We start from the raw sequence: 24,816 nt of genomic DNA on the forward strand, positions 1-24,816 counted from the left end.
ATCGGTCAGAGGGTGGCGCCGACGTGGACGATGAGGTCCGCCAGGCGGTTGGAGTAGCCCCACTCGTTGTCGTACCAGCCCGCGACCTTGACCTGGTTGCCGATCACCTTGGTCAACGGCGCGTCGAAGATGCACGAGGCCGGGTTCGTCACGATGTCCGACGACACGATCGGGTCCGTCGAGTAGACGAGGTAACGACCGTCCGCGGCCGCCTTCACGATCGCGTTGACCTCCTCGACGCTGGTCTCGCGGGTGGCCTCGAACGACAGGTCGGTCAACGACCCGGTCGGGGTCGGGACCCGCAGGGCGTACCCGTCGAGGCGGCCCTTGAGCTCGGGCAGCACCAGCCCGATCGCCTTCGCGGCACCCGTCGAGGTCGGCACGATGTTGATCGCGGCCGCCCGGGCCCGGCGCAGGTCCTTGTGGATGTTGTCCTGCAGGTTCTGGTCGGCGGTGTAGGCGTGCACCGTGGTCATCAGCCCGCTGACGATGCCGAGCCCGTCGTGCAGGGCCTTCGCCATCGGCGCCAGGCAGTTGGTGGTGCACGACGCGTTGGAGATCACGGTGTGCGCGGCCGGGTCGTAGACCTGGTCGTTGACGCCCATCACGATCGTGACGTCCTCGTTGGACGCCGGGGCGGAGATGATCACCTTCTTCGCTCCCCCGCCGTCCACGTGGGCACGGGCCTTGGTCGCGTCGGTGAAGAAGCCGGTCGACTCGACCACCACGTCGACGCCGAGGTCGCCCCAGCGCAGCGCCGCGGGGTCGCGCTCGGCGGAGACCTTGATCTCCGCACCGCCGACGTGGATCGCGCCCTCGCTCGCCGCGACCTCGGCGTCGAGGGGGCCGAGGATGGAGTCGTACTTCAGCAGGTGGGCCAGGGTCGCGGTGTCCGTCAGGTCGTTGACACCGACGATCTCGATGTCCGCCCCGCTCGCGCGCACCGCGCGGAAGAAGTTGCGGCCGATCCGACCGAATCCGTTGATGCCTACGCGAACAGTCACTGCGAACCTCCAGGGAGAGCGGGACCTTGCCGGTCCTCCGACCCTATCCCGGCGGTTCCAACCTCGTCAGGGGTCGAGCTACGCGTCGCCGGCGAGCATCTCGGGTGTCAGCGACGCCTCGGTGTCGGGGATGCCGAGCTCCTCGGCGCGCTTGTCGGCCATCGCGAGCAGCCGGCGGATGCGGCCGGCGATGGCGTCCTTGGTCAGGACCGGGTCGTGCAGCTGCCCGAGCTCCTCGAGCGAGGCCTGCTTGTGCTCGAGCCGCAGCTCGCCGGCCATCTTCAGGTGGTCGGGCACCTCGTCGCCGAGGATCTCCATGGCGCGGTCCACCCGGGCTCCGGCGGTGACGGCGGCGCGGGCGGAGCGGCGGAGGTTGGCGTCGTCGAAGTTGGCCAGGCGGTTGGCGGTGGCCCGGACCTCGCGCCGCATCCGGCGCTCCTCCCACGCCATCAGGGTCTCGTGCGCGCCGAGCCGGGCGAGGAGCTGGCCGATCGCGTCCCCGTCGCGGATGACCACGCGGTCCACGCCCCGCACCTCGCGGGCCTTGGCCTGGATGCCGAGCCGGCGGGCGACCCCGACGAGCGCGAGCGCGGCCTCCGAGCCGGGGCAGGTCACCTCGAGGGACGAGGAGCGACCGGGCTCGGTGAGCGAGCCGTGGGCAAGGAAGGCGCCACGCCAGGCGGCGACCGCGTCGCAGGCACCGCCGGACACGACGGCCGGCGGCAGGCCGCGGACGGGGCGGCCGCGCTGGTCGAGCAGGCCGGTCTGGCGGGCCAGTGCCTCGCCGTCCTTGACCACGCGCACGATGTAGCGGCTGCCCTTGCGCAGGCCGTTGCCCTGCACCATGACGACCTCGGAGCCCTGGCCGTAGATCTCCGAGATGTCCTTGCGCAGGCGCCGGGCGGCGGCACCGGTGTCGAGCTCTGCCTCGACGACGATCCGGCCGCCGACGATGTGGAGTCCCCCGGCGAAGCGCAGCATCGAGGCGACCTCGGCCTTGCGACAGCAGACCTTCGTCACCGGGATGTTGGCGAGCTCCGCCTTGACCTGTGCCGTCATCGCCATACGGGCGATCCTCCCACGCGGGTCAACAACCTCAGGAGCCGATGCCGAAGACGCGGGCGTACGCCGTGGCGAGCCTCACGGGATCGTGCCGCGGCGTGCCGTCGCCCACGGCCAGGTCGTCGACGACGAGGCGGGCGCCGAGGGCGGCGACCGTCTCCTCGAGCTCGCCGAGGTCGTCGGCGACGGAGGCGCGGTCGGCCAGCACCACGTCGATGCCGAGGTCCGGTGCGTGCTCGGCGAGGACGGCCAGGTGGTCGGCCGGCCCGAAGCCACCGGTCTCACCGGCCTGCTCCTCGAGGTTGAGCACGACGACGACGCGGGCGTCGGTCGCGACGAGGGACTCGCGCAGCCGCGGGACCAGCAGGTGCGGGAGCACGCTGCTGAACCAGGAGCCGGGCCCGAGGACCACCCAGTCCGCCGCCGCGATCGCGTCCACGACGGCGGGGCTCACCTCCGGGTCGGCCGGCTCCAGCGCGATCTCGCTGATCACCCCGTCGGTCGTGGCGACCTCGACCTGCCCGCGCACGGAGGTGAGCGCGTCGGGATCGCCGACGACCAGGCCACGCACCTCGGCGGTGATGTCCATGGGCGTCATCGCCATGGGCAGCACCCGGCCCTTGGCGCCGAGCAGCCGGCCCACCCAGTCGAGGGCGTCGACGTGGTCGCCCAGCAGCTCCCACAGGCCGACGATGAGCAGGTTGCCGACCACGTGGCCGCGCATCTCCCCGTCGCCCTCGAAACGGTGCTGCAGCACCTTGGCCCAGGTGTCGCCCCACTCGTCGTCGCCGCACAGCGCGGCCAGTGCCATCCGCAGGTCGCCCGGCGGGAGCACGCCGAACTCACCCCGCAGCCGCCCCGAGGAGCCGCCGTTGTCGGCCACCGTGACCACCGCCGTCAGGTCGTCGACGGTCAGGTCGTCGACGAGGTGGCGCAGGGCGCTGAGCGAGGCGTGCAGGCCGTGGCCGCCGCCCAGGGCCACGACCGCCTGTGCCCGCTCACTCACGGCCGAGGTCACGGTGGATCGCGCGGGCGACGTACCCCTGCTCCCCCAGCCGGCGGGCGATCTCCTCGGTCATCGCCACGCTGCGGTGCTTGCCGCCCGTGCAGCCGATCGCCACCCGCATGAACCGCTTGCCCTCCCGCAGGTAGCCCTCGGCGACCCCCGACAGCAGCGGCACGTAGGCGTCGACGAACTCGGCGGCCCCCGGCCGGCCCAGCACGTACGCCGACACCTCGGCGTCCTGGCCGGTGCGCGGACGCAGGGCGGGGACCCAGTGCGGGTTGGGCAGGAAGCGCATGTCGGCCATGAAGTCGGCGTCGACGGGGATGCCGTACTTGAACCCGAAGCTGATCACCGAGACCCGCAGCCGGGTGGTCTCGGTTGTGCCGAAGGACTCGGCGATCCGGTCGGTGAGCTGGTGCACGTTGAGGCTGCTCGTGTCGATGACCAGGTCTGCCTCGGAGCGCAGGTCGGCGAGCACGCTGCGCTCGCGCTGCAGTCCGTCGAGCAGGCGGCCGCCCTCCTGCAGCGGGTGCGGACGACGGGCCGCCTCCTGGCGGCGGACCAGCACCTCGTCGGTGGCGTCCAGGAAGACCAGCGTGGTCACCCGGCCGGCCACGCCGTGGGCGATCGCGCTGCGCAGGCCCTGGAAGAACGAGCCGGACCGGACGTCGACCACGACCGCGACCGGCTGGGCCGGGCCGTGGCTCTCGTCGACGAGGCGGACCACCTCCGGCAGCAGGCTGGGCGGGAGGTTGTCGACGACGAAGAAGCCGAGGTCCTCGAGCTCCTTGGCCGCGGTGCTGCGGCCGGCACCGGTCATGCCGGTGACGACCACGAGCTGCCCGTGCGTCTCATCCATGGGCGTCATTGTGCCCAGTGGCCCCGTCGAGGGCCTCCTTGATGGCGCTCGCCGTGCGCGGCCCCACCCCGGGGACGGCGGCGATCTCCTCGACGGTGGCGGCCCGCAGCTTGCGCAGGGAGCCGAAGTGGCGCAGCAGCGTCCGGCGGCGCACCTCCCCCAGGCCCGGTACGTCGTCGAGCAGGCTCTCGACCATCGACTTCGAGCGCCGGTTGCGGTGGTGGGTGATCGCGAACCGGTGCGCCTCGTCGCGGACCCGCTGCAGCAGGTAGAGCCCCTCGGAGGTGCGCGGCAGGATGACCGGGTCCTCCTCGCCGGGGACCCAGACCTCCTCGAGACGCTTGGCCAGGCCGCAGACCGGGATGTCGTCGATGCCGAGCTCGTCGAGCGCGCGCTGGGCCGCAGCGACCTGCGGCGCACCACCGTCGACGACGACGAGGCCGGGCGCGTAGGCGAACTTCCGTGGCCGACCGGTGTCGGGGTCGACCAGCATCGGACCGGTGCCGGCGTCGGGGTCGCCCGGCCGCAGCTCCGAGCGCGCCTGCTCGTCGAGCAGCCGTCGGAACCGTCGGGTGATCACCTCGTGCATGGCCTTGACGTCGTCGGAGCCGTCCTGGTCCTTGATCACGAACCGGCGGTACTCCCCCTTGCGGGCCAGTCCGTCCTCGAACACGACCATGGACGCGACGATCTCGGTGCCCTGGATGTGGGAGACGTCGTAGCACTCGATGCGCAGCGGCGCCTCGTCGAGCTCGAGCGCCTCCGCGATCTCGCCGAGCGCGATGTTGCGCGTGGTCAGGTCACTGGCCCGCTTGGTCTTGTGCAGCGCGAGGGACTCGGTGGCGTTGCGGGCCACGGTCTCCTGCAGGGCCTTCTTGTCGCCGCGCTGCGGGACGCGGATCTCGACCTTCGCGCCGCGCAGGTCGGAGAGCAGCTGCTCGAACGTGGCGTGCTCGGCCGGCAGGGCGGGGACCAGGATCTCGCGGGGTACGGCGTCGCGGACGTCCTCGGGCGCCACGCCGGCGTACAGCTGGAGCAGGAAGTCCTCGACCAGGGCGGCGGTGTCGCCGTCGTCGGTGCGGTCGGCGACCCAGCCGCGCTGACCGCGGATCCGGCCGCCCCGCACGTAGAACACCTGCACCGCGACCTCGAGCGGGTCCTCCGCCAGCGCGATCACGTCGGCGTCCGAGCCGTCGCCGAGCACCACGGCCTGCTTCTCGAGCGCCTTGTTCATCGCGCCGAGGTCGTCGCGCAGCCGGGCGGCCTTCTCGAAGTCGAGTGCGTCGGAGGCGGCGTGCATCTCCTGCTCGATGCGCTTCATGAACGGTCGCGTGCGTCCGGCCATGAACTCGCAGAAGTCGTCGACGATCGCGCGGTGGTCCTCGGGCGAGATGTTGCCGACGCAGGGCGCCGAGCACTTGTCGATGTAGCCGAGCAGGCAGGGCCGCCCGATCTGGCTCGACCGCTTGAACACGCCGTTGCTGCACGAGCGCATCGGGAAGACGCGCAGCAGGATGTCGACGGTCTCGCGGATCGCCCAGGCGTGGCCGTAGGGGCCGAAGTAGCGGGTGCCCTTGCGCTTCGCGCCGCGCCCGACCATCACCCGCGGGAACTCGTCGGAGACGGTGACGGCCAGCCACGGGTAGGACTTGTCGTCGCGGTACTTCACGTTGAACCGCGGGTCGAACTCCTTGATCCAGGAGTACTCCAGCTGCAGCGCCTCGACCTCGGTCCCGACGACCGTCCACTCCACCGAGGTCGCGGTGGTGACCATGGTCGCGGTGCGCGGGTGCAGGTTGCCGATGTCCTGGAAGTACGACGAGAGCCGGGCGCGCAGGTTCTTCGCCTTGCCGACGTAGATCACCCGCTGGGTGCGGTCGCGGAACCGGTAGACCCCGGGCTGGGTGGGGATCTCGCCGGGTTTCGGCCGGTAGCTCAGCGCGGGTGACACGCCCACAACCCTACGGAGCGGTGCCGACATCTCCTTATTCGCGTTAGTCGCGTGCTTTACTACAGTTATGCGATGTCGGGATGCCTACGGCTACGAGCTCACCACCGGTCCCCTCGCCGCCGACGCCTACGTCGGCGGGATACGTGACCTGCTGCGACTGCGCACCGGCGCGGCCGACCGGATCGCCTCGTCCATCGCCCTCGACCCGACCTTCGCCGTCGGGCACGCCGCGCTCGCACTGCTGGGCCACGAGATGTGCGTCGAGGTCGACATCGCGGCCCGGCTCGCCGACGCCCGCCTGCACGCCGCGCGCGCGACCGAGCGCGAGCGCAGCCACGTGCACGCGATCGAGCGCCACCTGCTCGGCGATCCCGCGCCGCTGGTGCACCACCTGGCGTCGTACCCGCGGGACGCGCTGCTCCTCTCCGTCGCCATGCCCACCATCGCGTTCGCCGGGGTCACCGACGTCCCCGAGCAGGCCTGGCGGATCGTCGAGGACGCGGCGCCGGCCTACGGCGACGACCCGTGGATCACCGGCCTGATGGCGTTCGTGCGCCAGGAGCAGCGCCGCTTCGACGAGGCGATGGACCTCTCCTGCCGGTCACTGGCGGCCGAGCCGTCGGGTGGGCACGCGGCCCACGCCCGGGCGCACGCCCACTACGAGACCGGCGACCACGCCGCCGGACTGGCGTGGATGGACGGCTGGATCGACGGCGACGGGGCCGCGACCGACAGCCTCACCCACTTCTCCTGGCACGCGGCGCTGCACGAGCTGTCGATCGGCGACCTGGCCGCCGTCCGTGCTCGCTACGACGGCCAGCTCCAGCCCCGGCAGGCCGTCGGCTGCCGGGCGCTCGTGGACAGCGGTTCGCTGCTGTTCCGCTGGGCGATCACGCCGGACGCGACCGACGTGCCCTCGATCGAGGAGGTCGTCGCCGTCACCGGACGCGACGTGCTGGAGCGGCCCGGGACCGCGTTCCTCGGGATGCACGCGGCGGTCGCGCTGCTGGCGAGCGACGACCGGGTCGGCCTGCGCAACCTGGCGGCCTGGTGCGCGCAACACCCCGGGGCCACCCACCGCGAGGTGGTGGCGCCGCTCGCGACCGCGCTCGGCCTGCTCGCCGCCGGGCGCTGCTCGGCCGCTGCCGACCGACTGGCGGCCCTCGGGGCGTCGACCTGGCGGCTCGGTGGGTCCGACGCCCAGCGCGAGATCGTCGAGGAGGCCCGGATCGCGGCACTGCTCCGCGCGGGACGGTACGACGAGGCGCGGCAGGTGCTCGACGCGCGGCTGGACCGGCGCGAGGCGCCGCGCGACCGCAGCTGGCGCCGATCGGCCGCCGCTCAGGCCGCCAGGATCTTGTCGCCCTCGACCTTGATCTCGACCTTCGCCAGCGCGGACGGCGCCGGGCCGCCCTCGACCGCTCCGGTCGTAGCGGAGTAGGACGAGCCGTGGTTGGCGCAGTGGATGGTGCCGTTGTCGACCGAGGTCACCAGTAGGCCCTGGTGGGTGCACACGGCGCTGAACGCGTCGTACTGCCCCGCCGTGGGCTGGGTGATCACGACCTTCTGGTCGGCCAGGATGATGCCGCCGCCGACCGGGACCTCGGACGTGGTGGCGAGCTCGGTACCGGCGGAGACCTTGGTCTTCGTCGAGGAGCTGCCGCCACTACCGGCGCACCCGGCGAGGGCCGCGGCGACGCCGAGCGCGCCGAGGCCCGAGAACACGATGCGCCGGCTGGCGCGGACCTCACCGAGGCTCATGCGCGTGCCACCTGCCCCTCGACGACCGTCACCGCGACCGCGGCCAGTGGAGCGCTCGCCGGGCCGCTCTCGACGGACCCGTCCGTGGCTGAGAACAGGCTGTCGTGGCACGGGCAGTGGATCGAGCCGTCGGTCACCGACCCGACCAGGCAGCCCTGGTGGGTGCACAACGCGGTGAAGGCCTTGAACTCCCCCGCGACGGGCTGGGTCACCACCAGCTCGTCCGCCTTGAGCACCACGCCCCCGCCGACCGGTACGTCGGCCGCCGCGACGAGCCCTGCCGCGGATCCGGACCCGGCGCCGGTGCTCGGCGCACCGGTCGCCGCGGTGGGCTCCGGCGTCGGGGCTGCCGAGGTCGGGTCGGGCGACACGGGGTCCGTGGCGGCGGTCGAGTCGTCGCCGCAGGCCGCCAGCAGGGGGACGCCGACACCGAGCGTGGCGGCGCCGGCGAGGGCCCGCCTCCTGCTCACCGAGGAAGTCATGGGCGTCAGGCTACGGTCCGCTCCTGAGAGCGACCTATGAGCCTGCCCGGGCCGTCGTCCTCCTGGTCGCCGTCTTCTTCGCGGGCGCCTTCTTCGCCGCCGTCTTCTTGGCGGCCGTCTTCGTGGCCGGCGCCTTCGCGGCCGCAGCGGGAGCCCGCTTCAGCCCGGTGGGCTGGCGCGCGGAACGACCGTCGAGCAGCGGCTTGAGGAACGTGCCGGTGTGGCTGGCGGGGGTGGCGGCGATGTCCTCGGGCGTGCCCTCGGCGACCACGGTGCCGCCGCGCGAGCCACCCTCGGGACCCATGTCGATCAGCCAGTCGGCGGTCTTGATGACGTCGAGGTTGTGCTCGATGACCAGGACCGTGTTGCCCTTGTCGACCAGGCCGGAGAGCACGCCGAGCAGCTTGCGGATGTCCTCGAAGTGCAGGCCGGTGGTCGGCTCGTCGAGGACGTAGACCGTGCGGCCCGTCGACCGCTTCTGCAGCTCGGCGGCGAGCTTGACCCGCTGCGCCTCGCCGCCGGACAGCGTGGTGGCCGGCTGCCCGAGGCGGACGTAGCCCAGGCCGACCTCGGTCAGCGTCTTCATGTGCCGCGCGATCGGGGGCACGGCGGCGAAGAACTCCTGAGCCTCCTCGATCGGCATGTCGAGGACCTCGGCGATGGTCTTGCCCTTGTAGTGGACCTCGAGCGTCTCGCGGTTGTAGCGGGCGCCGTGGCACACCTCGCACGGGACGTAGACGTCCGGGAGGAAGTTCATCTCGATCTTGATCGTGCCGTCGCCGGCGCACGCCTCGCAGCGGCCGCCCTTGACGTTGAACGAGAAGCGGCCCTGCTGGTAGCCGCGCATCTTCGCCTCGGGCGTCTGCGCGAACAGCTTGCGGACGTGGTCGAAGACACCGGTGTAGGTCGCCGGGTTGGACCGCGGCGTGCGACCGATCGGCGACTGGTCGACGTGGATCACCTTGTCGACGTGCTCGAGGCCGGTGATCTTCTGGTGCCGGCCGGGGATGGCGCGGGCGTTGTAGATCTGCTTGGCCAGCGAGGTGTAGAGGATGTCGTTGACCAGCGTCGACTTGCCGGAGCCGGAGACGCCGGTCACGGCGGTGAAGACGCCGAGCGGGAAGGCGACGTCGACGTTCTTGAGGTTGTGCTCGCGGGCGCCGATCACCTTGAGCTCGCGACCCTTGGTGCGCGGACGGCGCACGGCGGGGACGGGGATCTCGCGGCGACCGGAGAGGTACTGCCCGGTCATCGAGTCGGGGTGCTCGAGCAGGTCCTTGACCGTGCCGGAGTGGACCACCTGGCCGCCGTGCTCGCCGGCTCCGGGGCCGATGTCGACGATCCAGTCGGCGACGCGGATGGTGTCCTCGTCGTGCTCGACGACGATCAACGTGTTGCCGAGGTCCTTGAGCCGCACGAGCGTCTCGATCAGCTTCTGGTTGTCGCGCTGGTGGAGGCCGATCGACGGCTCGTCGAGGACGTAGAGGACACCGACCAGGCCGGCGCCGATCTGGGTCGCGAGCCGGATCCGCTGGGCCTCGCCACCCGACAGCGAGCCGGAGGGCCGGTCGAGCGAGAGGTAGTCGAGGCCGACGTCGAGCAGGAAGTTGAGCCGCTCCTGGATCTCCTTGAGCACCCGCTCGCCGATCTGGCGCTCGCGGGCGGACAGGTCGAGGTCGCGCAGGTAGGCGGCGGCCTCGTTGATCGGCAGTGCGCAGACCTCGGCGATGTTCTTGCCGCCGTGCTCGCGGGCGCCGAGGGTCACCGACATCGAGACCGGCTTGAGCCGGCTGCCGGAGCACACCGGGCACGGCACCTCGCGCATGAAGCCCTCGAACCGCTCGCGGCTGGTGTCGCTCTCGGCCTCGCGGTGCCGGCGCTCGACGTAGGTGCGCACGCCCTCGAAGTCGGCGTAGTAGGAACGCTCGCGGCCGTAGCGGTTGCGGGTGACCACGTGGACCTTGGTCGGATGGCCCTCCAGGATCGCCTTGCGGGCCTTCGGCGAGAGCTGCTCCCACGGGGTGTCGACGTCGAAACCGAGCTCCTCGCCCAGGGCGATCAGCAGCCGGCCGAAGTAGTCGGCGACGTGGGCGTGGCTCCACGGCTGGAGCGCGCCCTCGGCCAGGGTCGCGGTCGGGTCGGGGACGACCAGCTCGGGGTCGACCTCCATCCGGGTGCCGAGACCGGTGCAGGCAGGGCAGGCGCCGAACGGCGAGTTGAACGAGAACGAGCGCGGCTCGAGGTCGTCGGTCTCGATGGGGTGGTCGTTGGGGCACGCCATCTTCTCGGAGAACTTGAGCTCCTGGCCGCCGGGCTCGGTGCTGTCGACGAGGTCGAAGACGACGAGGCCGCCGGCCAGGCCGAGCGCGGTCTCGACGGAGTCGGTGAGCCGGCGCTTGGCCGTCTCCTTGACCGCCAGCCGGTCGACGACGACCTCGATCGTGTGCTTGTACTTCTTGTCGAGCGTGGGCGGGTTGTCGAGGTTGTGGGTCTCGCCGTCGACCCGGGCCCGGGAGAAGCCCTGCGACTGCAGCTGGCGGAACAGCTCCACGAACTCGCCCTTGCGGCCGCGGACCACAGGCGCCAGCACCTGGAACCGGGTGCCCTCCTCGAGGGCCATCATCCGGTCGACGATCTGCTGGGGGGTCTGTCGCTCGATGGGGGCGCCGCAGGTCGGGCAGTGCGCGCGCCCCGCGCGGGCGTAGAGCAGGCGCAGGTAGTCGTAGACCTCGGTGATGGTCCCGACGGTCGAGCGCGGGTTCTTGGAGGTCGACTTCTGGTCGATCGAGACCGCGGGCGAGAGGCCCTCGATGAAGTCGACGTCGGGCTTGTCCATCTGGCCCAGGAACTGGCGGGCGTACGCCGAGAGCGACTCGACGTAGCGGCGCTGGCCCTCGGCGAAGATGGTGTCGAACGCGAGGCTCGACTTGCCCGAGCCGGACAGGCCCGTGAACACGATGAGCGAGTCGCGGGGAAGGTCGATCGAGACGTCCTTGAGGTTGTGCTCGCGTGCCCCACGGATGATCAGCTGATCGGTCACTACCGGTCCCTCTTGAGAGTCTCGACGTCTTCGAACAAGTGTTCGCCATCGTACGCCGGCAGGCAAGCCGCGGCGCACAGGGAACAGCCTCTCACCCGCCACCGACACCGGCCCTGTCCGCGCTGGCCGGGACGGGGATGATGGGGGCGTGACCTCCCCCACTGCCGCCCTCGCCGCGGCCACCGACCGGCTGCTCGCCACCGCCCGCGCCCTGCCCGCCGCCGAGTGGGCCGCCCCGTCGCTGTGCGCCGGCTGGACCCGCGGCCACGTCCTCGCCCACCTCGCCCTCAACGCCGAGGGCCTCGCCGGCGTGCTCCGCGGGCTCCGCGACGGCGCTCCCGCGACCATGTACTCCTCCGACGAGGCGAGGGACGGCGACATCGCCGTGCTCGCCACCGCGACGCCCCAGGAGGTCCTCGCGCGCCTGGTCGCCGGCTGCGCCAGCCTCGCCGAGGTGCTCGACGTCGCCGCCGGGCTGGCCCCGGGCACCACCTTCGAGCGGACGCCGGGCGGGCGGCTGATGCCGGCGAACGACGTGGCGCACCTGCGGCTGCGGGAGGTCGAGATCCACCACGCCGACCTGGGCGCCGGCTACTCCGCGTCCGACTGGCCGCCGACGACCGCGATGGCGTTCCTGCACGACGACGCCCAGCGGTACGCCGGCCCCGGCTTCCACGTCGTCGCCACCGACGAGCCCGCCCGCTGGGCCTTCGGCTCCCCCGGCACCGACGCCCCGACGGTGAGCGGCCCGCTCGGCGCCCTCGCCTGGTGGGCGACCGGCCGCGCCGCGGCGCCAGTAGTCTCGAGCACGACCGGAACGCTGCCGAGCCTGGAGGGACGATGAGCTACACCGGAGAGGTCACCGTCGGCGGTGCCGCCGACGTGCGCGAGCTGCCCGCGCTGACCATCACGAAGGTCGCCGTCGACGAGAAGATGTCGAACAACTGCTACCTCCTGCGGTGCACCGACACCGGCGACCAGGTGCTCATCGACGCCGCCGCCGCGCCGGAGACGCTGCTGCCGCTCATCGGCGACGGTGGCTTGTCGGCCGTCGTCACCACCCACCAGCACTGGGACCACCACCGGGCCCTGGCGGACGTCGTCAGGGAGACAGGGGCCGTCGTGGTCGCCGGAGAGCCCGACGCCGACGCCATCACCGAGCAGACCGGGGTCCCCGTCGAGCGCCGCGTCACCGACGGCGACACCGTCGCCGTCGGCTCCTGCGAGCTCGAGGTCATCCGGATCACCGGCCACACCCCCGGCTCGATCTGCCTGCTCTACCGCGACCCCGCCGGCCACCCGCACCTGTTCACCGGCGACTCGCTCTTCCCCGGGGGCGTCGGCGGGACCTTCGGCGACGCCGACGCGTTCGCGTCGCTGATCGACGACGTCGAGACCAAGCTGTTCGGCACCCTCCCCGACGACACCTGGTTCTACCCGGGCCACGGCAACGACTCACAGCTGGGCGTCGAGCGGCCGCACGTCGCGGAGTGGCGCGAGCGCGGCTGGTGACCGGCTCGGCGGAGGAGCAGGTCGCCCTGTACGGCGACGACGGCCGCCCGACCGGCGAGTCCGTGCCGCGCTCGCAGATGCGTGCCCGCAACCTGCGCCACGCGGCCACCCTGGTCGTCGTACGCAACAGCGCGGGCGAGGTCTACGTCCACCGGCGCACCGACACCAAGGACGTGTTCCCGGGCCGCTACGACTTCGCGGCCGGAGGGGTGCTCCAGGCCGGCGAGGACCCGTACGAGGCCGCGGTGCGAGAGGCGGCCGAGGAGCTCGGCGTGACCGGGGTCGAGCTCGAGGTGATCGGCGAGGACGACTACGCCGACGCGCACACGTCGTACCACGCGTTCGCCTACACCTGCGTCCACGACGGCCCGATCACCTGGCAGCCGGAGGAGGTCGCCTGGGGTGAGTGGGTGAGCGTGGAGCGGCTCCGGGAGATGCTGGCGACGCTGGAGTTCGTGCCGGACACCGTGGCGGTGCTGGGCGAGCGCCTTCTCGGCGAACCTGCGCTGTGGCACGCTCGATCCGTGACCTCCGTGACCTCGCTCGCCACTGCCATGTTCACCGTCGCCGACCAGGACGCCTCGCTCGCCTTCTACACCGGCACCCTCGGCTGGGACCTGCGCTCCGACGTCGCGTTCGGCGAAGGGGACACCGCGGGTCGCTGGGTCGAGGTGGCGCCTCCCGGCTCGATCGCCGTGCTCGCGCTCAACGTGGCCTGGGACGGCTCGGCGCCCGGTGGTGGCGCGGTCGGCGTCGAGGCGACGGACGTCCGCGGCGAGCGGGCACGCCTCGAGCAGGCCGGGGTGGCGGTCGGCGAGCTGATGGGCGGGGAGGGCCCGGTGCCGCTGATGTTCTCGGTCTCCGATGCCGACGGCAACACGGTCTGGGTGGTCGAGGCGCAGCCGGTCACGCCGGAGGGGTGAACCCGGCCCGGGCCTGCGCGACCTCGTCGCGGGTGACGCACCCGGTGACGTGGTCGTTGACCAGTCCCATCGCCTGCATGAACGCGAACGCGGTGGTCGGCCCGACGAACCTCCAGCCCCGCCTCTTCAGGTCCTTCGACATCGCGACGGCGGCCGGCGAGGTCGTCAGCGTCTGTGGCTCGCCGAGCTCGGAGACAGGCGGCTCGAACCCCCAGAAGTACGCCGCCAACGAGCCCCGCTCCTCGACCAGGTCGAGCGCGCGCCCGGCGTTGTTGATGACCGCCTCGATCTTGCCGCGGTGGCGGACGATCCCGGCGTCGGCGAGCAGCCGGGCGACGTCGCGCTCGTCGTAGCCCGCGACCACGTCGAACGCGAAGCCCGAGAAGGCCGCGCGGAAGGCCGGGCGCTTCACCAGGATCGTGCGCCAGCTCAGCCCGGACTGGAAGCCCTCGAGGCTGACCTTCTCGAACAGCCGCTGGTCGTCGACGACGGGGAAGCCCCACTCGGTGTCGTGGTAGGCGGGGAACTCCGGGGCGCTGAGGGCCCACGGGCAGCGGGGCAGGCCGTCGGGACCGGGGACAGCAGCGCTCGGGGCAGTCATGGCGAGACCCTCCCACGACGTACCGACACGCCCTACAGTCCCGTCATGGCGTTCACTGCGCGGCAGGTCAGGGCCATGGGCCTCATCGCCGACACCTTCGCCCCCGGCGGCGACGGCGTCCCGGCCCCGACCGAGGTCGGCGCCCACGAGCTGGCCCTGCGGATCGCGGAGGCCAACCCGCGCACGGGAGAGGTGCGACAGCTGCGGGCGCTCCTCGACGCGTGGGACAGCCGGGCGCTGGGCCTGGCGCTCACCGGTCGTCCTCGACGCTTCTCCGAGCTCGACCAGGCAGCCCGCGAGCGGGCGCTGCTCTCGCTCTCCGACAGCCGGGTCGGCGCGAAGCGGGTGCTCTTCCAAGGACTCAAGACGGCGAGCCTGCTCCCCTACTACATGACCGGCGGTCAGGCCCTGTGGGACGAGATGGGCTTCCCCGGCCCGCTCGGCCTGCGCGCCGACCCGCCGACGCCGGTGGTGCGGCCGATGCCGCTCACCCACGACACCACCATGAGCTGCGACGTGGTCGTCGTGGGCTCCGGCGCCGGCGGGGGAACGGCGGCCGGGGTCCTGGCCGCGGCCGGGCTCGACGTCGTGGTGCTGGAGGCAGGCGGGATGCACGACGAACGGCACTTCGACGGCAGCGAGGCGACGGGCTTCCTCGAGCTCTACGCGCTCAGCCCGCAGTCCACGGCGGAGGGCCAGGTCGCGCTGCTGGCCGGTCGCGGCCTCGGCGGCGGCACCGTCGTCAACTACTCCACCTCGTTCCGCACGCCCGACCGAGTGCGCGAGGAGTGGGCCGGGCACGGCGTCCCCCAGTTCGCCACCGCGGAGTACGCCGCCTCGATGGACGCGGTCTGCGCCCGGCTCGGCGTCAACACCGACCACGACAAGGCAGCCCCGCGCGACGCGATCCTCGAGCGCGGTGCGCGGGCGCTGGGCTGGGACGTGGCCGCGATGCCGCGCAACGTGGTCGGCTGCGACCAGGACGTCGAGTGCGGGCGGTGCGGGATGGGCTGCCGGCTCGGAGCCAAGCAGTCGACGGCCAAGACCTGGCTCGAGGACGCCGCCCGCACCGGCGCCCGGATCTGCACCGGCGTCACGGTCCGCACCGTCACCAGCAGCTTCGGCCGCGCGACCGGCGTCGAGGGCGTCACCGCCGACGGGCACCGGGTCCAGGTACGGGCTCGGGCGGTCGTCGTCGCCGCGGGCGCGATCCAGACCCCTGCACTGCTCCAGCGCAGCGGCCTCACCAACCCCAACATCGGCCGCCACCTGCGCCTCCACCCGGCCACCGCCGTGTGGGGGCGCATGGAGGAGCCGGTCGACGGGTGGATCGGCGCCATGCAGAGCAGGTACGTCGACGCGCTCACCGACCTCGACGGTGACGGCTACGGCGTGCTGTACGAGACCGCTCCCCTGACGCCGGCGTTCGGCACCGGCTTCGTCAACTGGCGCGGCGCCGAGGACTTCCGCCGCCGCATGAACGAGCTGAGGCACACCCTCGGCGTCGCGGTCATCGTCCGCGACCGCGACCCCGGCGGGACCGTGCGGGTCGACCGGCGCGGCGAGCCGGTCGTGCGCTACCAGCTGTCCCCGCGCGACACCGACCACCTGGTCCAGGGCCTGGTCGGCGGCGCCCGGATGGCCGAGGCTGCCGGCGCCCGGTGGATCGCGTCGACCCACCACCGCACGGTCAGCTACGAGCCCGGCGTCCGCGGCTCCGCCGCCACCTTCGAGCAGGACCTGCGCGCCGCCGGCGCCGCACCGGCCACCCTCGCCCTGGCCGCGCTGCACATCATGGGCACCGCCCGGATGGGTGGCTCCCGCGAGACGTCCGCGGTCGACCCGGACGGGCGGACGTGGGACGTCGAGGGCCTCTACGTCGCCGACGGCTCGTGCTTCCCGACCGCCTCCGGCGTCAACCCGATGATCTCGATCGAGTCGATCGCCCACATGACCGCGACCAGGCTCGCCTCCCGGATGTCCTGACGGGTGATGTAACGCTGCGCGGCGTCGGCGACATGTACCGGGTGACGAACGATTCGACCACCGAAGGAGCGTCTCCCATGACCCCCGTCCGTACCGCCGCCGCCGCGGCCGTGCTCGCCCTCGGCTTCACCGTCGCGCCGCTGACCAGCGCCGTCGCCGCGCCGCCCACCGACGCCCCGTGCGCGAAGGAGCAGGCCCAGCTCGACAAGGCGCAGGCCAAGCTCGAGTCGCTGACCGCGAAGCTCGCCGCCAAGAAGGAGGCGATCGCCGAGGCGAAGGCCGAGGTCAAGGCCGCGGACACCGCCAAGGAGAAGCGCAACGCGAAGGCCGCGCTCGCCACGGCCAAGGAGAAGAAGCAGCACGTCCAGAAGGCCAAGAAGTTCCAGGTGCAGCGCGTCGAGCACGCCCAGAAGCGCCTCGACACGTGCACGGCCGCCCACCCGGCGCCCGCGCCGGCTCCGACCGCCTGAGGCCGGTAGCCACACGGACCGACGGCCGCCGGCTGCATCCTAGGGGGGTGCAGCCGGTGGCCGTTGCCGTTGCCGTTGCCGGACGAAGGCGCGACGCGCTCGACGCCGTCCGGGACGTGTCCTAGGAGTAGGAGACCTTGACGGTGTCGGTCAGCGGCACCGACTGGCAGCCCAGGCGGATGCCGTCCTCGAGGTCGTCGTTGTCGAGCACGTCGTTGTAGATCATCTTGACGTCGCCCTCGACCAGCCGGATCGCGCAGGCCGAGCACTCGCCCTCGCGGCACGAGTACGGCGCCTTGACGCCCTTGGACTCCAAGAAGTCGAGCATCTTGGTGCGCGGGTCCCAGTCGTCGAACGTGTACTCCTCGCCGTCCAGCTCGACCTCGAGCTTGACCGGACCGGCGGGGGCGTCGGCGAACACCTCGGTGGCGGGACCGTCGTCGTCGGACTCGGCGAGGGCGATCTCGGCCTCGACGGCCTGGAGCTCCTCGAGGTCGCCGAACGGGTTGCCGCCCAGCGAGACGAACTTCTCCTGGTGGCGCAGGCTGCGGGGCACCTCGAGGTCCTTGAGGACCGTGGTGACCATCTTCATGAACGGAGCCGGGCCGCACACGAAGGAGTCGAAGCCGCCGTACTGCGACGCGAAGGCCTTCATCTGCGCCTCGGTCGGCAGGCCCTGGACGGACTCGAGCCAGTGGATGACCTGGAGCCGGTCGGGGTTCTCGGCAGCCAGCCGGGTGAGCTCGTCGGCGAAGATGACCGACTTCTCGTCGCGGTTGGCGTAGAACACCACGATCTGGCCCTTGCCGTGCGCGAGGGCGGTGCGGGTGATCGACATGATCGGCGTCACACCGGAGCCGCCGGCGAACAGCAGCAGGTCGGCGTCGATCGAGGCCGGCGTGAAGATGCCGGACGGCGGCAGCACGCGCAGCGTGTCGCCGACCTCGAGGTTGTCGCAGATCCAGTTCGAGGCGTAGCCGTCGGCCGTGCGCTTCACGGTGACCGTGAGCGGACCGCCGTCGTGGGGGCTGCTGGAGAGCGAGTAGCACCGCGCCGCGATGCCGGTCTGGTCGCTCGGCACCGCCACGGTCAGGAACTGGCCGGGCTTGTAGTCGAACTTCTCCGCCTGGCCCTCGGGCACGGCGAAGCTGATCGACTTGGCGTCGGCGGTCTCCTCGACCACACCGACGACGTCCAGCACGAAGGACTCGATGTCCACGGAACTCCCCTACTAAAAGATGGCTCAGTAGCCGTCGTACGCACCGACCGGGACATCTCCGGCCCGGACGGCGTCGTCGATGCTAGCCATCAGCCGCGTGCAGGGCTTGTGCACGTCCCGTCCGCCGGGACGCTGATCTCGTCGCACGAACTCTTGACAAGCCGACCGGGCCTCTGCGCTCCATTGCACGGAGGTCTGGTGCTCGCTGTTCTTCTTGACCCGGACCTGCGCCAGGCAGTCCAGGCAGGCCACGTCGACCAGTCGGTCCTCGGTGTAGCGCCGGAGGTCCTCGAGGGTCTCCTCGCTGGTCGGGACGAACGAAGCCATCGCGGTCTCCCGGTGCTCAGGCGTCCGCGGGCGCGGCGGCCTCGGTGGCCGCCCGCTTGGCGAGGTTCTCGGCGACCTCGGCGTGCCAGTACTCGTTGGCCTTGGTGGTGTCGACCTCGAACTCGAAGCGGTCGGTCATCTCGGGCGCGATGTCGGCGACGTCGACGTAGAACTGCTCGTACCAGCGACGCAGCTGGTAGACCGGACCGTCCTCCTCGCACAGCAGCGGGTTCTGGACGGCGACCTTGTTCTCCCAGATCGCCACGTCCTGCAGGAAGCCGTCGCCGAAGGACTCGGTGTAGCGCTCCGCGATGTAGGCGCAGGTCTTCTCGTCGAGACCCTCGGGCTTCTTGACGGTGATGCCGTACTGCAGCAGGAACGAGTCGGGGCCGGTCGGGATGTGGCAGTTGATGAGGATGACCTCGGTGATGAACCCCTTGTAGTCCACCTCGAGCCAGTTGATCATGTACGACGGCCCGTAGTAGGTCGCGACCGACTTGAGGGTCGAGTTCTCGTCGCCGTACCCGCCCCCCATCGTGTCCGGGCGGCCCTTCGACTCCATGAACTGGGTCGCGGTGTGCCCGTCGAAGATGTTGCGGAAGCTGGTCGGGAACGCGAAGTGCACGTAGTAGAAGTGCGCCATGTCGGCGACGTTGTCGATCAGCTCACGACAGTGCGAGCCGTTGATCTCCTTGGTGTTCCACGACCACGGGGTGTACTTGTCCGTCATCACCTCGGGCAGCTCGGGCGGCAGGATGTCGTGGTCGGCCGCGGAGCCCTCCGGGTCGTGCCAGATGAGCAGCTGGCCGTTGCGCACGACGGTCTCGTAGCGCTGGGTGCGGGCCCGGAGGGGGACGCGCCGCGCGTACGGGATCTCCTTGCACTTGCCGTCGCCGCCCCAGCGCCAGTCGTGGAAGGGGCACGCGATGTGGTCGCCCTTGACCTCGCCCTGGGTCAGGTCGCCGCCCATGTGGCGGCAGTAGCCGTCGAGCACGTTGAGCTCACCGCTCGCGCCCTGCCACACCACGAGCTTGGTCCCGAACCCGTGGATCGCGTGGGGCTTGCCGTCGGCGAAGTCCGAGGCCAGGCCCAGGCAGTGCCATCCACGCGCGAAGCGGATCGGCTGGGTCCCCTGGTCGAGAAGTCGGGTGTCGCTCATGTAGAACACGTTACAGTTTTGCCGTTAGGCTGACAACAACCGGCCGTCCCGAGCCCCGTCACAGGAGACCCGATGCACATCGACCTGGAGCCCCAGCAGGTGGCTCTTCGCGACGAGCTCCGCGAGTACTTCGCCCAGCTCGTCACCCCCGAGATCCGCGCCGGACTGGCGTCCGCCACCGGCGAGTTCGGCGAGGCGGGCGTCTACAAGGACGTCATCCGTCAGATCGGCAAGGACGGCTGGCTCGGGATCGGCTGGCCCAAGGAGTACGGCGGCCAGGCCCGCTCCATGGTCGAGCAGCTGATCTTCACCGACGTCGCCGCGATCGCGGGGGTGCCGATCCCGTACCTGACGCTCAACACCGTCGGCCCCACGATCATGCGCTTCGGCAGCGAGGAGCAGAAGGAGTACTTCCTCCCGAAGATCCTCGCCGGTGAGCTGCACTTCTCGATCGGCTACTCGGAGCCCGGCTCCGGCACCGACCTCGCCTCGCTGAGGACGAAGGCGACGCTCGAGGGCGACGAGTGGGTCATCAACGGGCAGAAGATGTGGACCTCGCTCATCCAGTACGCCGACTGGCTCTGGATGGCGTGCCGCACCGAGCCCGACGCCCCGCGCCACAAGGGGCTGTCGATGATCCTCGTGCCGGCCGACGCGCCCGGCGTGTCGTACACGCCGGTCCACACCGTCGCCGGGGTCGGCACGTCGGCCACGTACTACTCCGACGTCCGGGTCCCCGCCTCCAACCTGGTCAGCGAGCGCGGCGGCGGCTGGGCGCTGATGACCAACCAGCTCAACCACGAGCGGGTCGCGCTGACCTCGGCCGCTCCGCTGCAGCACTCGCTGACCCTGGTCAAGGACTGGGCGCGCGAGACCCGCAACCCCGACGGCACCCGCGTCATCGACACCGAGTGGGTGCAGATCGCGCTCGGCCGGGCGCACGCCCGGATCGAGGCGCTGACCCTGATCAACTGGAAGCTCGCCGCGGACGCCGACCACGGCGTGCCGCTCTCGCCGGCGGAGGCGTCGGCCACCAAGATCTACGGCTCCGAGCTCGCGACCGAGGTCTACCGCTCGCTGATGGAGGTCGTCGGCCCGCACGCCGGGGTCACCGGCGACTCCCCCGGCGCCGTGCTCGCCGGCCGTCTCGAGCGGTTCCACCGCTCGTCGCTGGTCATGACCTTCGGCGGCGGCACCAACGAGATCCAGCGCGACATCATCGGGTACGTCGGCCTCGGCCTGCCCGCCGCCAAGCGAGCCTGAGGAGCACCGCCATGGACTTTCTCTTCACCCCCGAGCAGGACGAGGCCGCCGAGCTGGCGGCGCAGATCCTCGCCGACAAGACGAGCAACGAGCGCCTCAAGGAGGTCGAGGCCGGCGGCGACCGGTTCGACCGTGAGCTCTGGGCGACGCTGGGCGACGCCTTCGACTGGGCCGAGCTGGACCTGGTCATGCTCGCGCGCGTGCTGGTCGAGGTCGGCAAGCGCGTCGCGCCCGTGCCGCTGGCGACCCACGCGGCCTGCGCGAGCCTGCTGACCGGTGCGGGCCTGCCTGCCGACCGGGGCCTGTACGCCGCTGCCGTCGCCGAGGAGCGCGCGCACCTGCCTGCCGCGCCGACGGTGCGCGCCAGCGCCGACGGTGCGCTGACCGGCACCAAGACCCTGGTCCGCGCCGGGATGGCCGCCGACGCGCTGCTCGTCACCGCGACCGGTCCCGACGGCGTGGGCGTCCACCTCGTCGACGCCACGGCCGACGGGGTCGAGCGGGTCGCGCAGAAGACCAGCGACGGCGACGTCGCCGCGCTGATCACCTTCACGAACGCCGCCGGCACCCGGATCGGCGGAGCCGAGGCACTCGAGCGCCTCGGCCAGCTCCTCGTCGCGCTGGCCGCCGCCGAGCAGCTCGGCGTCACCGAGGGTGCGCTGCGCCTGACCTCGGAGTACGCCAAGACCCGCGAGCAGTTCGGCCGCCCGATCGGCACCTTCCAAGCGGTCTCGCAGCGCCTGGCCGACGGGTTCATCGACGTGCTCGGCCAGCGCCTGACCCTGTGGCAGGCGATCTGGCGCCTCGAGGAGGGCCTGCCGGCCGCGACCGAGGTGGCGACCGCGAAGCTGTGGGCCGCCGACGCGGGCCACCGGATCGCGCACACCACCGTCCACGTGCACGGCGGCGTCGGCATCGACCTCGACGGCGAGGCGCACCGGTACTTCACCAGCGGCAAGCGGTTCGAGTTCCTCTTCGGCGGTGCCACCGAGCAGGCGCTGGCGATCGGCCGCAGCTTCGCATGACGGTCCGGGACCTGCTTCTCGCCCGCTCGGACGACGACCGGCCGGCGCTGCGCTGGCGGGAAGCAGGTTCCGTCCAGGAGATCTCCTGGCGGCAGTACGTCGCCGCGGCCGCTCGCCTCGCCGCGTCCCTCGAGACCCGGCTGTCGCCCGGACGGCCACCTCACGTCGGCGTGCTGCTGCCCAACGGACCCGCCTTCGCCCTGCACCTCGCGGCCGCCGGCCTCGGCGGCCACGTCCTGGTCGGCCTCAACGCGACCCGCCGCGGCGCGGCCCTCGAGGCCGACGTCGTGAAGGCCGACTGCCAGCTCGTGGTGGACTCCCCCGACCCGGCCCTCGCTGCGCTCACCGCCACCGACACCGAGACCGACACCGAGACCGACACCGTCGAGGACCCCGCGAGCCGGTCGAGCCCGCCGAGCCCGCCGAGCCCGCCGACGCCGGACTCGCTGTTCATGCTGATCTTCACCAGTGGCACGAGCGGCTCCCCCAAGGCCGTGCGGATCACCCACGCCAAAATCACCGGCCCCGGCACGCACCTCGTCGGTCGGCTGGGACTGACGAGCCACGACGTGCACTACGTCTCGATGCCGATGTTCCACTCCAACGCGGTGATGGCGGGCTGGGCGCCGGCCCTGACCACCGGCGCCACGTTCGCCGTCGCCGGCTTCTCGGCGCGCGGCTTCCTGCCCGACGTACGCGACTTCGGTGCGACGTACGCCACCTACGTCGGCAAGCCGCTCACCTACGTCCTCGCCACCGAGGAGCAGCCGGACGACGCCGACAACCCGTTGCGGCTGGTGTTCGGCAACGAGGCCAACGAGGCCGACATCGCGACCTTCGCCGAGCGCTTCGGCTGCGAGGTGGTCGACTCGTACTCCTCCACCGAGAACGCCGTCATCGTCCAGCGCCGCCCCGACATGCCCGCCGGCAGCCTCGGCATGCCGCTGCCCGGCGTCGAGGTCCGTTCGCCCGAGACCGGGGAGCGGACGCGCGACGCCGTGTTCGACGCCACCGGGCGGCTCAGCAACGCCGAGGAGGCGATCGGCGAGCTCGTGAACACCACCGGCGCCGGGGCGTTCGCCGGCTACTACAGGGACGACGCGGCCGAGGCCGAGCGGATGCGCGGCGGCATGTACTGGTCCGGCGACCTCGCCTACCGCGACGCCGACGGCTGGGTCTACTTCGCCGGCCGGTCCGGCGACTGGCTGCGCGTCGACGGCGAGAACCTCGCCACCGCCCCGATCGAGCGGGTCCTGCTGCGGCACCCGTCGATCGGCGAGGCAGCCGTGTACGCCGTCCCCGACCCGCGGGTGGGCGACCAGGTCGCGTGCGCGCTGCTGCTGCGCGGCCCGCTCTCGCCCCAGGCCCTGGAGGACTTCCTGGCCGCCCAGGACGACCTGTCGGCGAAGGCCTGGCCGCGGTTCGTCCGGGTCGTCGACGAGCTGCCCCGCACGGCGACCAACAAGGTGGTCAAGCGTGCCCTCGCCGCCGCCGGCATCGACCCCGACGACCCGGCGGTGTGGGTGCGTGCGGAGCGCGGGACGTCGTACGCCTGATCAGGGCAGCAGCGCGGCCGCCGGCCCCTGCAGCCCGACGGCGAAGAAGCCCTCGTCCAGGTCGGTGTACCAGACCTGCCGGTGCTCGACGTCCCAGGCGGGCTGCGACAGCGCGGCGCCGCCGTTGGGACCGGGCTCGTTGAAGTAGCCGACCTCGCGGGGGTGCGCCAGGTCCGAGATGTCGAAGAGCCGCAGGCCGGAGCCGATCATCGAGCAGCCGGCGATCCGCGGCTCGTCGCGCGTCGGCAGGGAGCAGTAGTGGCCGGTGTAGCTGCGCACGATCATCCGCGCTCCCGGGTCGTCCATCACGTCGGCGCGCAGCAGCGGGTCGTGGACCTCGAGGCGGACGTTCGACACGACGTACGGCGCCCGCGGGTCGGTCACGTCGATGATCCGGGCCGCACCGACCGGGCTCCTCGGCGAGTTGATCCGCGAGAAGTCGCCGAACAGGTCGCTGAACTCGTCGACCTCGAGGACGTACTGTCGCCCGTCGCGGGTGAACGGCTCGGCGACCTGCGGGATCGAGGACTCGTCCCAGCTCAGCCGGGAGAGGGTGCGGATCGCGGGGTTCGCGCGCCGGTCCTGGACGTCGGACACGTCGAGGACGTCGAGGCCGGCGCCCTCGAGCAGGCCGCCGGTCAGGATGCTGGGGCTGCCGATGTTGGCGACGTACATGGTGCGGCCGTCGTCGGACAGGCGCAGCCCGTGGTAGACGACGCCGGTCCTCGTCTTCAGCACCCGCGGTCGCCGCGGGTCGGCCAGGTCGATCGCCGTGAGCGTGAAGCCCGCGGCTCCGGCGGTCCAGAAGGTCTTCCCGTCGGGAGCGAACCCGCTCTCGTGGCCCATCACGCCGGACAGGGTCGTCGACATCAGCCGCGGGTGACGGCAGTCCTGGCTGGCGTCGTACACGTCGAGGACGCCCGGCGCCGTGGCCAGGGTTCCCATGACCGCCGCGACCAGGCCGCGCTCCTGGTTGACCAGCAGCGACTCGTGCGGCTGGAGCATCGCCGGCGTGACCAGGTTGGCCGTCCTGACCGGGTGCGCCGGGTCGGTCATGTCGAGCACGACGACGCCGAGGCCGGCACCGCCGGTCAGCAGCCCCGGCAGGTTGAGGCCGACCATCATCGCCGAGTCGTAGTAGGCGCAGGTGCGGCCGGTGACGTCGGTGTAGCGCTGCACCTTGTAGCCGCCCGAGCCGAGCTGGGAGCGCTTGCCGTGGTGCCCGACCTCGACGGTGTTGCAGCGGTAGCCCTGGGCCGCCCGGCCCGAGGCGTAGTCGGCGGCCGGGACGCGACCCTGCTGCGCGGTCTCCGGCAGGTCGCCGTCGGCGCACGTCGCCCTCGGCACACCGCCCAGGGACAGGTCGGCCTGCGACGACCCGGCCGTCGCCACCGCGCCCGCGAGCACCAGCGTGGCCGCGACCGCGGCGAGCCCCAGCCGGCGTAGGGCCCGCGGCCCTCGGTCCGCGCGGTCGATCGCGTCCTCGTGCACCATGGCGACCCCCATGTCGTCGTCGGTACGACGGCCCCCGGCCGCCGAGTGCGCCCACCCTCGCACGGCACCAGCGGCTCCGTCGAGCACCGCGTGGTCGTCGTCGCTAGCCTGCGGGT

Annotated in this window: 22 protein-coding genes; 9 read left to right on the plus strand and 13 right to left on the minus strand. The window is 72.1% G+C overall.

Annotated features, from left to right (window positions below; genetic code table 11):
• Window positions 1–5 precede the first annotated feature (5 nt).
• The 5 genes from gap to uvrC form a co-directional block, all read right to left on the minus strand.
• A complete protein-coding gene (gap, locus tag BJ958_RS07420) occupies window positions 6–1,004 on the minus strand; it encodes a type I glyceraldehyde-3-phosphate dehydrogenase (protein ID WP_179726254.1) in 999 nt (332 codons plus the stop codon).
• A 78-nt stretch (window positions 1,005–1,082) separates the two neighbouring features.
• Entirely contained in the window at window positions 1,083–2,069 is a 987-nt protein-coding gene (whiA, locus tag BJ958_RS07425; protein WP_179726255.1) for a DNA-binding protein WhiA, read from the minus strand.
• 31 nt (window positions 2,070–2,100) lie between these two features.
• A complete protein-coding gene (locus tag BJ958_RS07430) occupies window positions 2,101–3,072 on the minus strand; it encodes a gluconeogenesis factor YvcK family protein (RefSeq protein ID WP_343052601.1) in 972 nt (323 codons plus the stop codon).
• A complete protein-coding gene (gene rapZ, locus BJ958_RS07435; protein WP_218865637.1) occupies window positions 3,065–3,931 on the minus strand; it encodes an RNase adapter RapZ in 867 nt (288 codons plus the stop codon). Before rapZ ends, BJ958_RS07430 begins: the two co-directional genes overlap by 8 nt.
• The gene (uvrC, locus tag BJ958_RS07440) at window positions 3,924–5,912 is read right to left on the minus strand and encodes an excinuclease ABC subunit UvrC (protein WP_179726257.1); all 1,989 of its coding nucleotides are present in this window, start codon (window positions 5,910–5,912) and stop codon (window positions 3,924–3,926) included. The genes rapZ and uvrC overlap by 8 nt, the downstream gene beginning before the upstream one ends.
• Before the next feature lie 37 nt (window positions 5,913–5,949).
• Here uvrC and BJ958_RS07445 point away from each other — a divergent pair, with 37 nt between their 5' ends.
• Window positions 5,950–7,323 (plus strand): tetratricopeptide repeat protein, encoded by a 1,374-nt coding sequence (locus BJ958_RS07445; RefSeq protein ID WP_179726258.1) that lies wholly within the window; start codon window positions 5,950–5,952, stop codon window positions 7,321–7,323.
• Here BJ958_RS07445 and BJ958_RS07450 read toward each other — a convergent pair.
• From BJ958_RS07450 to uvrA, 3 genes are read right to left on the minus strand one after another with little or no spacing between them, the layout of a single operon-like run.
• On the minus strand, window positions 7,224–7,643 hold the full coding sequence (locus tag BJ958_RS07450; protein ID WP_179726259.1) for a Rieske (2Fe-2S) protein: 420 nt from the start codon (window positions 7,641–7,643) through the stop codon (window positions 7,224–7,226). The two genes, BJ958_RS07445 and BJ958_RS07450, sit on opposite strands and share 100 nt — an antisense overlap.
• Window positions 7,640–8,125 carry a Rieske (2Fe-2S) protein gene (locus BJ958_RS07455; RefSeq protein ID WP_179726260.1) on the minus strand — a complete coding sequence of 162 codons (486 nt, stop codon included), beginning with the start codon at window positions 8,123–8,125 and terminating at the stop codon, window positions 7,640–7,642. Before BJ958_RS07455 ends, BJ958_RS07450 begins: the two co-directional genes overlap by 4 nt.
• 34 nt (window positions 8,126–8,159) lie before the next feature.
• A complete protein-coding gene (gene uvrA, locus BJ958_RS07460; protein ID WP_179726261.1) occupies window positions 8,160–11,165 on the minus strand; it encodes an excinuclease ABC subunit UvrA in 3,006 nt (1,001 codons plus the stop codon).
• A gap of 148 nt (window positions 11,166–11,313) precedes the next feature.
• Here uvrA and BJ958_RS07465 point away from each other — a divergent pair, with 148 nt between their 5' ends.
• The 3 genes from BJ958_RS07465 to BJ958_RS27700 are packed head-to-tail and all read left to right on the plus strand — an operon-like array spanning window position 11,314 to window position 13,600.
• On the plus strand, window positions 11,314–12,009 hold the full coding sequence (locus BJ958_RS07465) for a maleylpyruvate isomerase family mycothiol-dependent enzyme (RefSeq protein WP_179726262.1): 696 nt from the start codon (window positions 11,314–11,316) through the stop codon (window positions 12,007–12,009).
• Window positions 12,006–12,677 (plus strand): MBL fold metallo-hydrolase, encoded by a 672-nt coding sequence (locus BJ958_RS07470; RefSeq protein ID WP_179726263.1) that lies wholly within the window; start codon window positions 12,006–12,008, stop codon window positions 12,675–12,677. The genes BJ958_RS07465 and BJ958_RS07470 overlap by 4 nt, the downstream gene beginning before the upstream one ends.
• On the plus strand, window positions 12,674–13,600 hold the full coding sequence (locus tag BJ958_RS27700) for an NUDIX domain-containing protein (protein ID WP_343052603.1): 927 nt from the start codon (window positions 12,674–12,676) through the stop codon (window positions 13,598–13,600). Before BJ958_RS07470 ends, BJ958_RS27700 begins: the two co-directional genes overlap by 4 nt.
• On the opposite strand, the gene BJ958_RS07480 is transcribed toward BJ958_RS27700, so the two are convergent.
• Complete coding sequence (locus BJ958_RS07480; RefSeq protein WP_179726264.1) at window positions 13,584–14,201, minus strand: DNA-3-methyladenine glycosylase I; 618 nt, start codon at window positions 14,199–14,201, stop codon at window positions 13,584–13,586. The two genes, BJ958_RS27700 and BJ958_RS07480, sit on opposite strands and share 17 nt — an antisense overlap.
• A gap of 45 nt (window positions 14,202–14,246) precedes the next feature.
• On the opposite strand from BJ958_RS07480, the gene BJ958_RS07485 reads away from it, so the two are divergent.
• Both BJ958_RS07485 and BJ958_RS07490 read left to right on the plus strand, forming a co-directional pair.
• Window positions 14,247–16,187, plus strand: a complete 1,941-nt coding sequence (locus BJ958_RS07485) for a GMC family oxidoreductase N-terminal domain-containing protein (protein ID WP_179726265.1) — start codon at window positions 14,247–14,249, stop codon at window positions 16,185–16,187.
• A gap of 77 nt (window positions 16,188–16,264) precedes the next feature.
• Window positions 16,265–16,657, plus strand: a complete 393-nt coding sequence (locus tag BJ958_RS07490) for a hypothetical protein (protein ID WP_179726266.1) — start codon at window positions 16,265–16,267, stop codon at window positions 16,655–16,657.
• Window positions 16,658–16,778: 121 nt separating this feature from the next.
• Here the strand turns inward: BJ958_RS07490 and BJ958_RS07495 are convergent, their stop codons facing one another.
• From BJ958_RS07495 to BJ958_RS07505, 3 genes are read right to left on the minus strand one after another with little or no spacing between them, the layout of a single operon-like run.
• A complete protein-coding gene (locus BJ958_RS07495; RefSeq protein WP_179726267.1) occupies window positions 16,779–17,876 on the minus strand; it encodes a 2Fe-2S iron-sulfur cluster-binding protein in 1,098 nt (365 codons plus the stop codon).
• A 24-nt stretch (window positions 17,877–17,900) separates the two neighbouring features.
• Entirely contained in the window at window positions 17,901–18,203 is a 303-nt protein-coding gene (locus tag BJ958_RS07500) for a hypothetical protein (RefSeq protein WP_179726268.1), read from the minus strand.
• 16 nt (window positions 18,204–18,219) lie between these two features.
• A complete protein-coding gene (locus tag BJ958_RS07505; RefSeq protein ID WP_179726269.1) occupies window positions 18,220–19,362 on the minus strand; it encodes a 3-ketosteroid-9-alpha-monooxygenase, oxygenase component in 1,143 nt (380 codons plus the stop codon).
• Window positions 19,363–19,434: 72 nt separating this feature from the next.
• Between BJ958_RS07505 and BJ958_RS07510 the strand changes: the two genes are divergently transcribed.
• Genes BJ958_RS07510 through BJ958_RS07520 form a run of 3 tightly spaced genes read left to right on the plus strand, consistent with a single transcriptional unit; the run spans window position 19,435 to window position 23,206 of the window.
• On the plus strand, window positions 19,435–20,625 hold the full coding sequence (locus BJ958_RS07510; RefSeq protein ID WP_179726270.1) for an acyl-CoA dehydrogenase family protein: 1,191 nt from the start codon (window positions 19,435–19,437) through the stop codon (window positions 20,623–20,625).
• Window positions 20,626–20,636: 11 nt separating this feature from the next.
• Entirely contained in the window at window positions 20,637–21,650 is a 1,014-nt protein-coding gene (locus BJ958_RS07515) for an acyl-CoA dehydrogenase family protein (RefSeq protein WP_179726271.1), read from the plus strand.
• The gene (locus BJ958_RS07520) at window positions 21,647–23,206 is read left to right on the plus strand and encodes an AMP-binding protein (protein ID WP_179726272.1); all 1,560 of its coding nucleotides are present in this window, start codon (window positions 21,647–21,649) and stop codon (window positions 23,204–23,206) included. The genes BJ958_RS07515 and BJ958_RS07520 overlap by 4 nt, the downstream gene beginning before the upstream one ends.
• On the opposite strand, the gene BJ958_RS07525 is transcribed toward BJ958_RS07520, so the two are convergent.
• Window positions 23,207–24,712, minus strand: coding sequence for an LVIVD repeat-containing protein (locus BJ958_RS07525; RefSeq protein WP_179726273.1), 1,506 nt, complete (start codon window positions 24,710–24,712; stop codon window positions 23,207–23,209). It abuts the gene before it with no gap.
• Window positions 24,713–24,816: the final 104 nt, after the last annotated feature.

Origin of the sequence: Nocardioides kongjuensis (assembly GCF_013409625.1) — a bacterium.
Taxonomy (GTDB): Bacteria; Actinomycetota; Actinomycetes; order Propionibacteriales; family Nocardioidaceae; genus Nocardioides; species Nocardioides kongjuensis.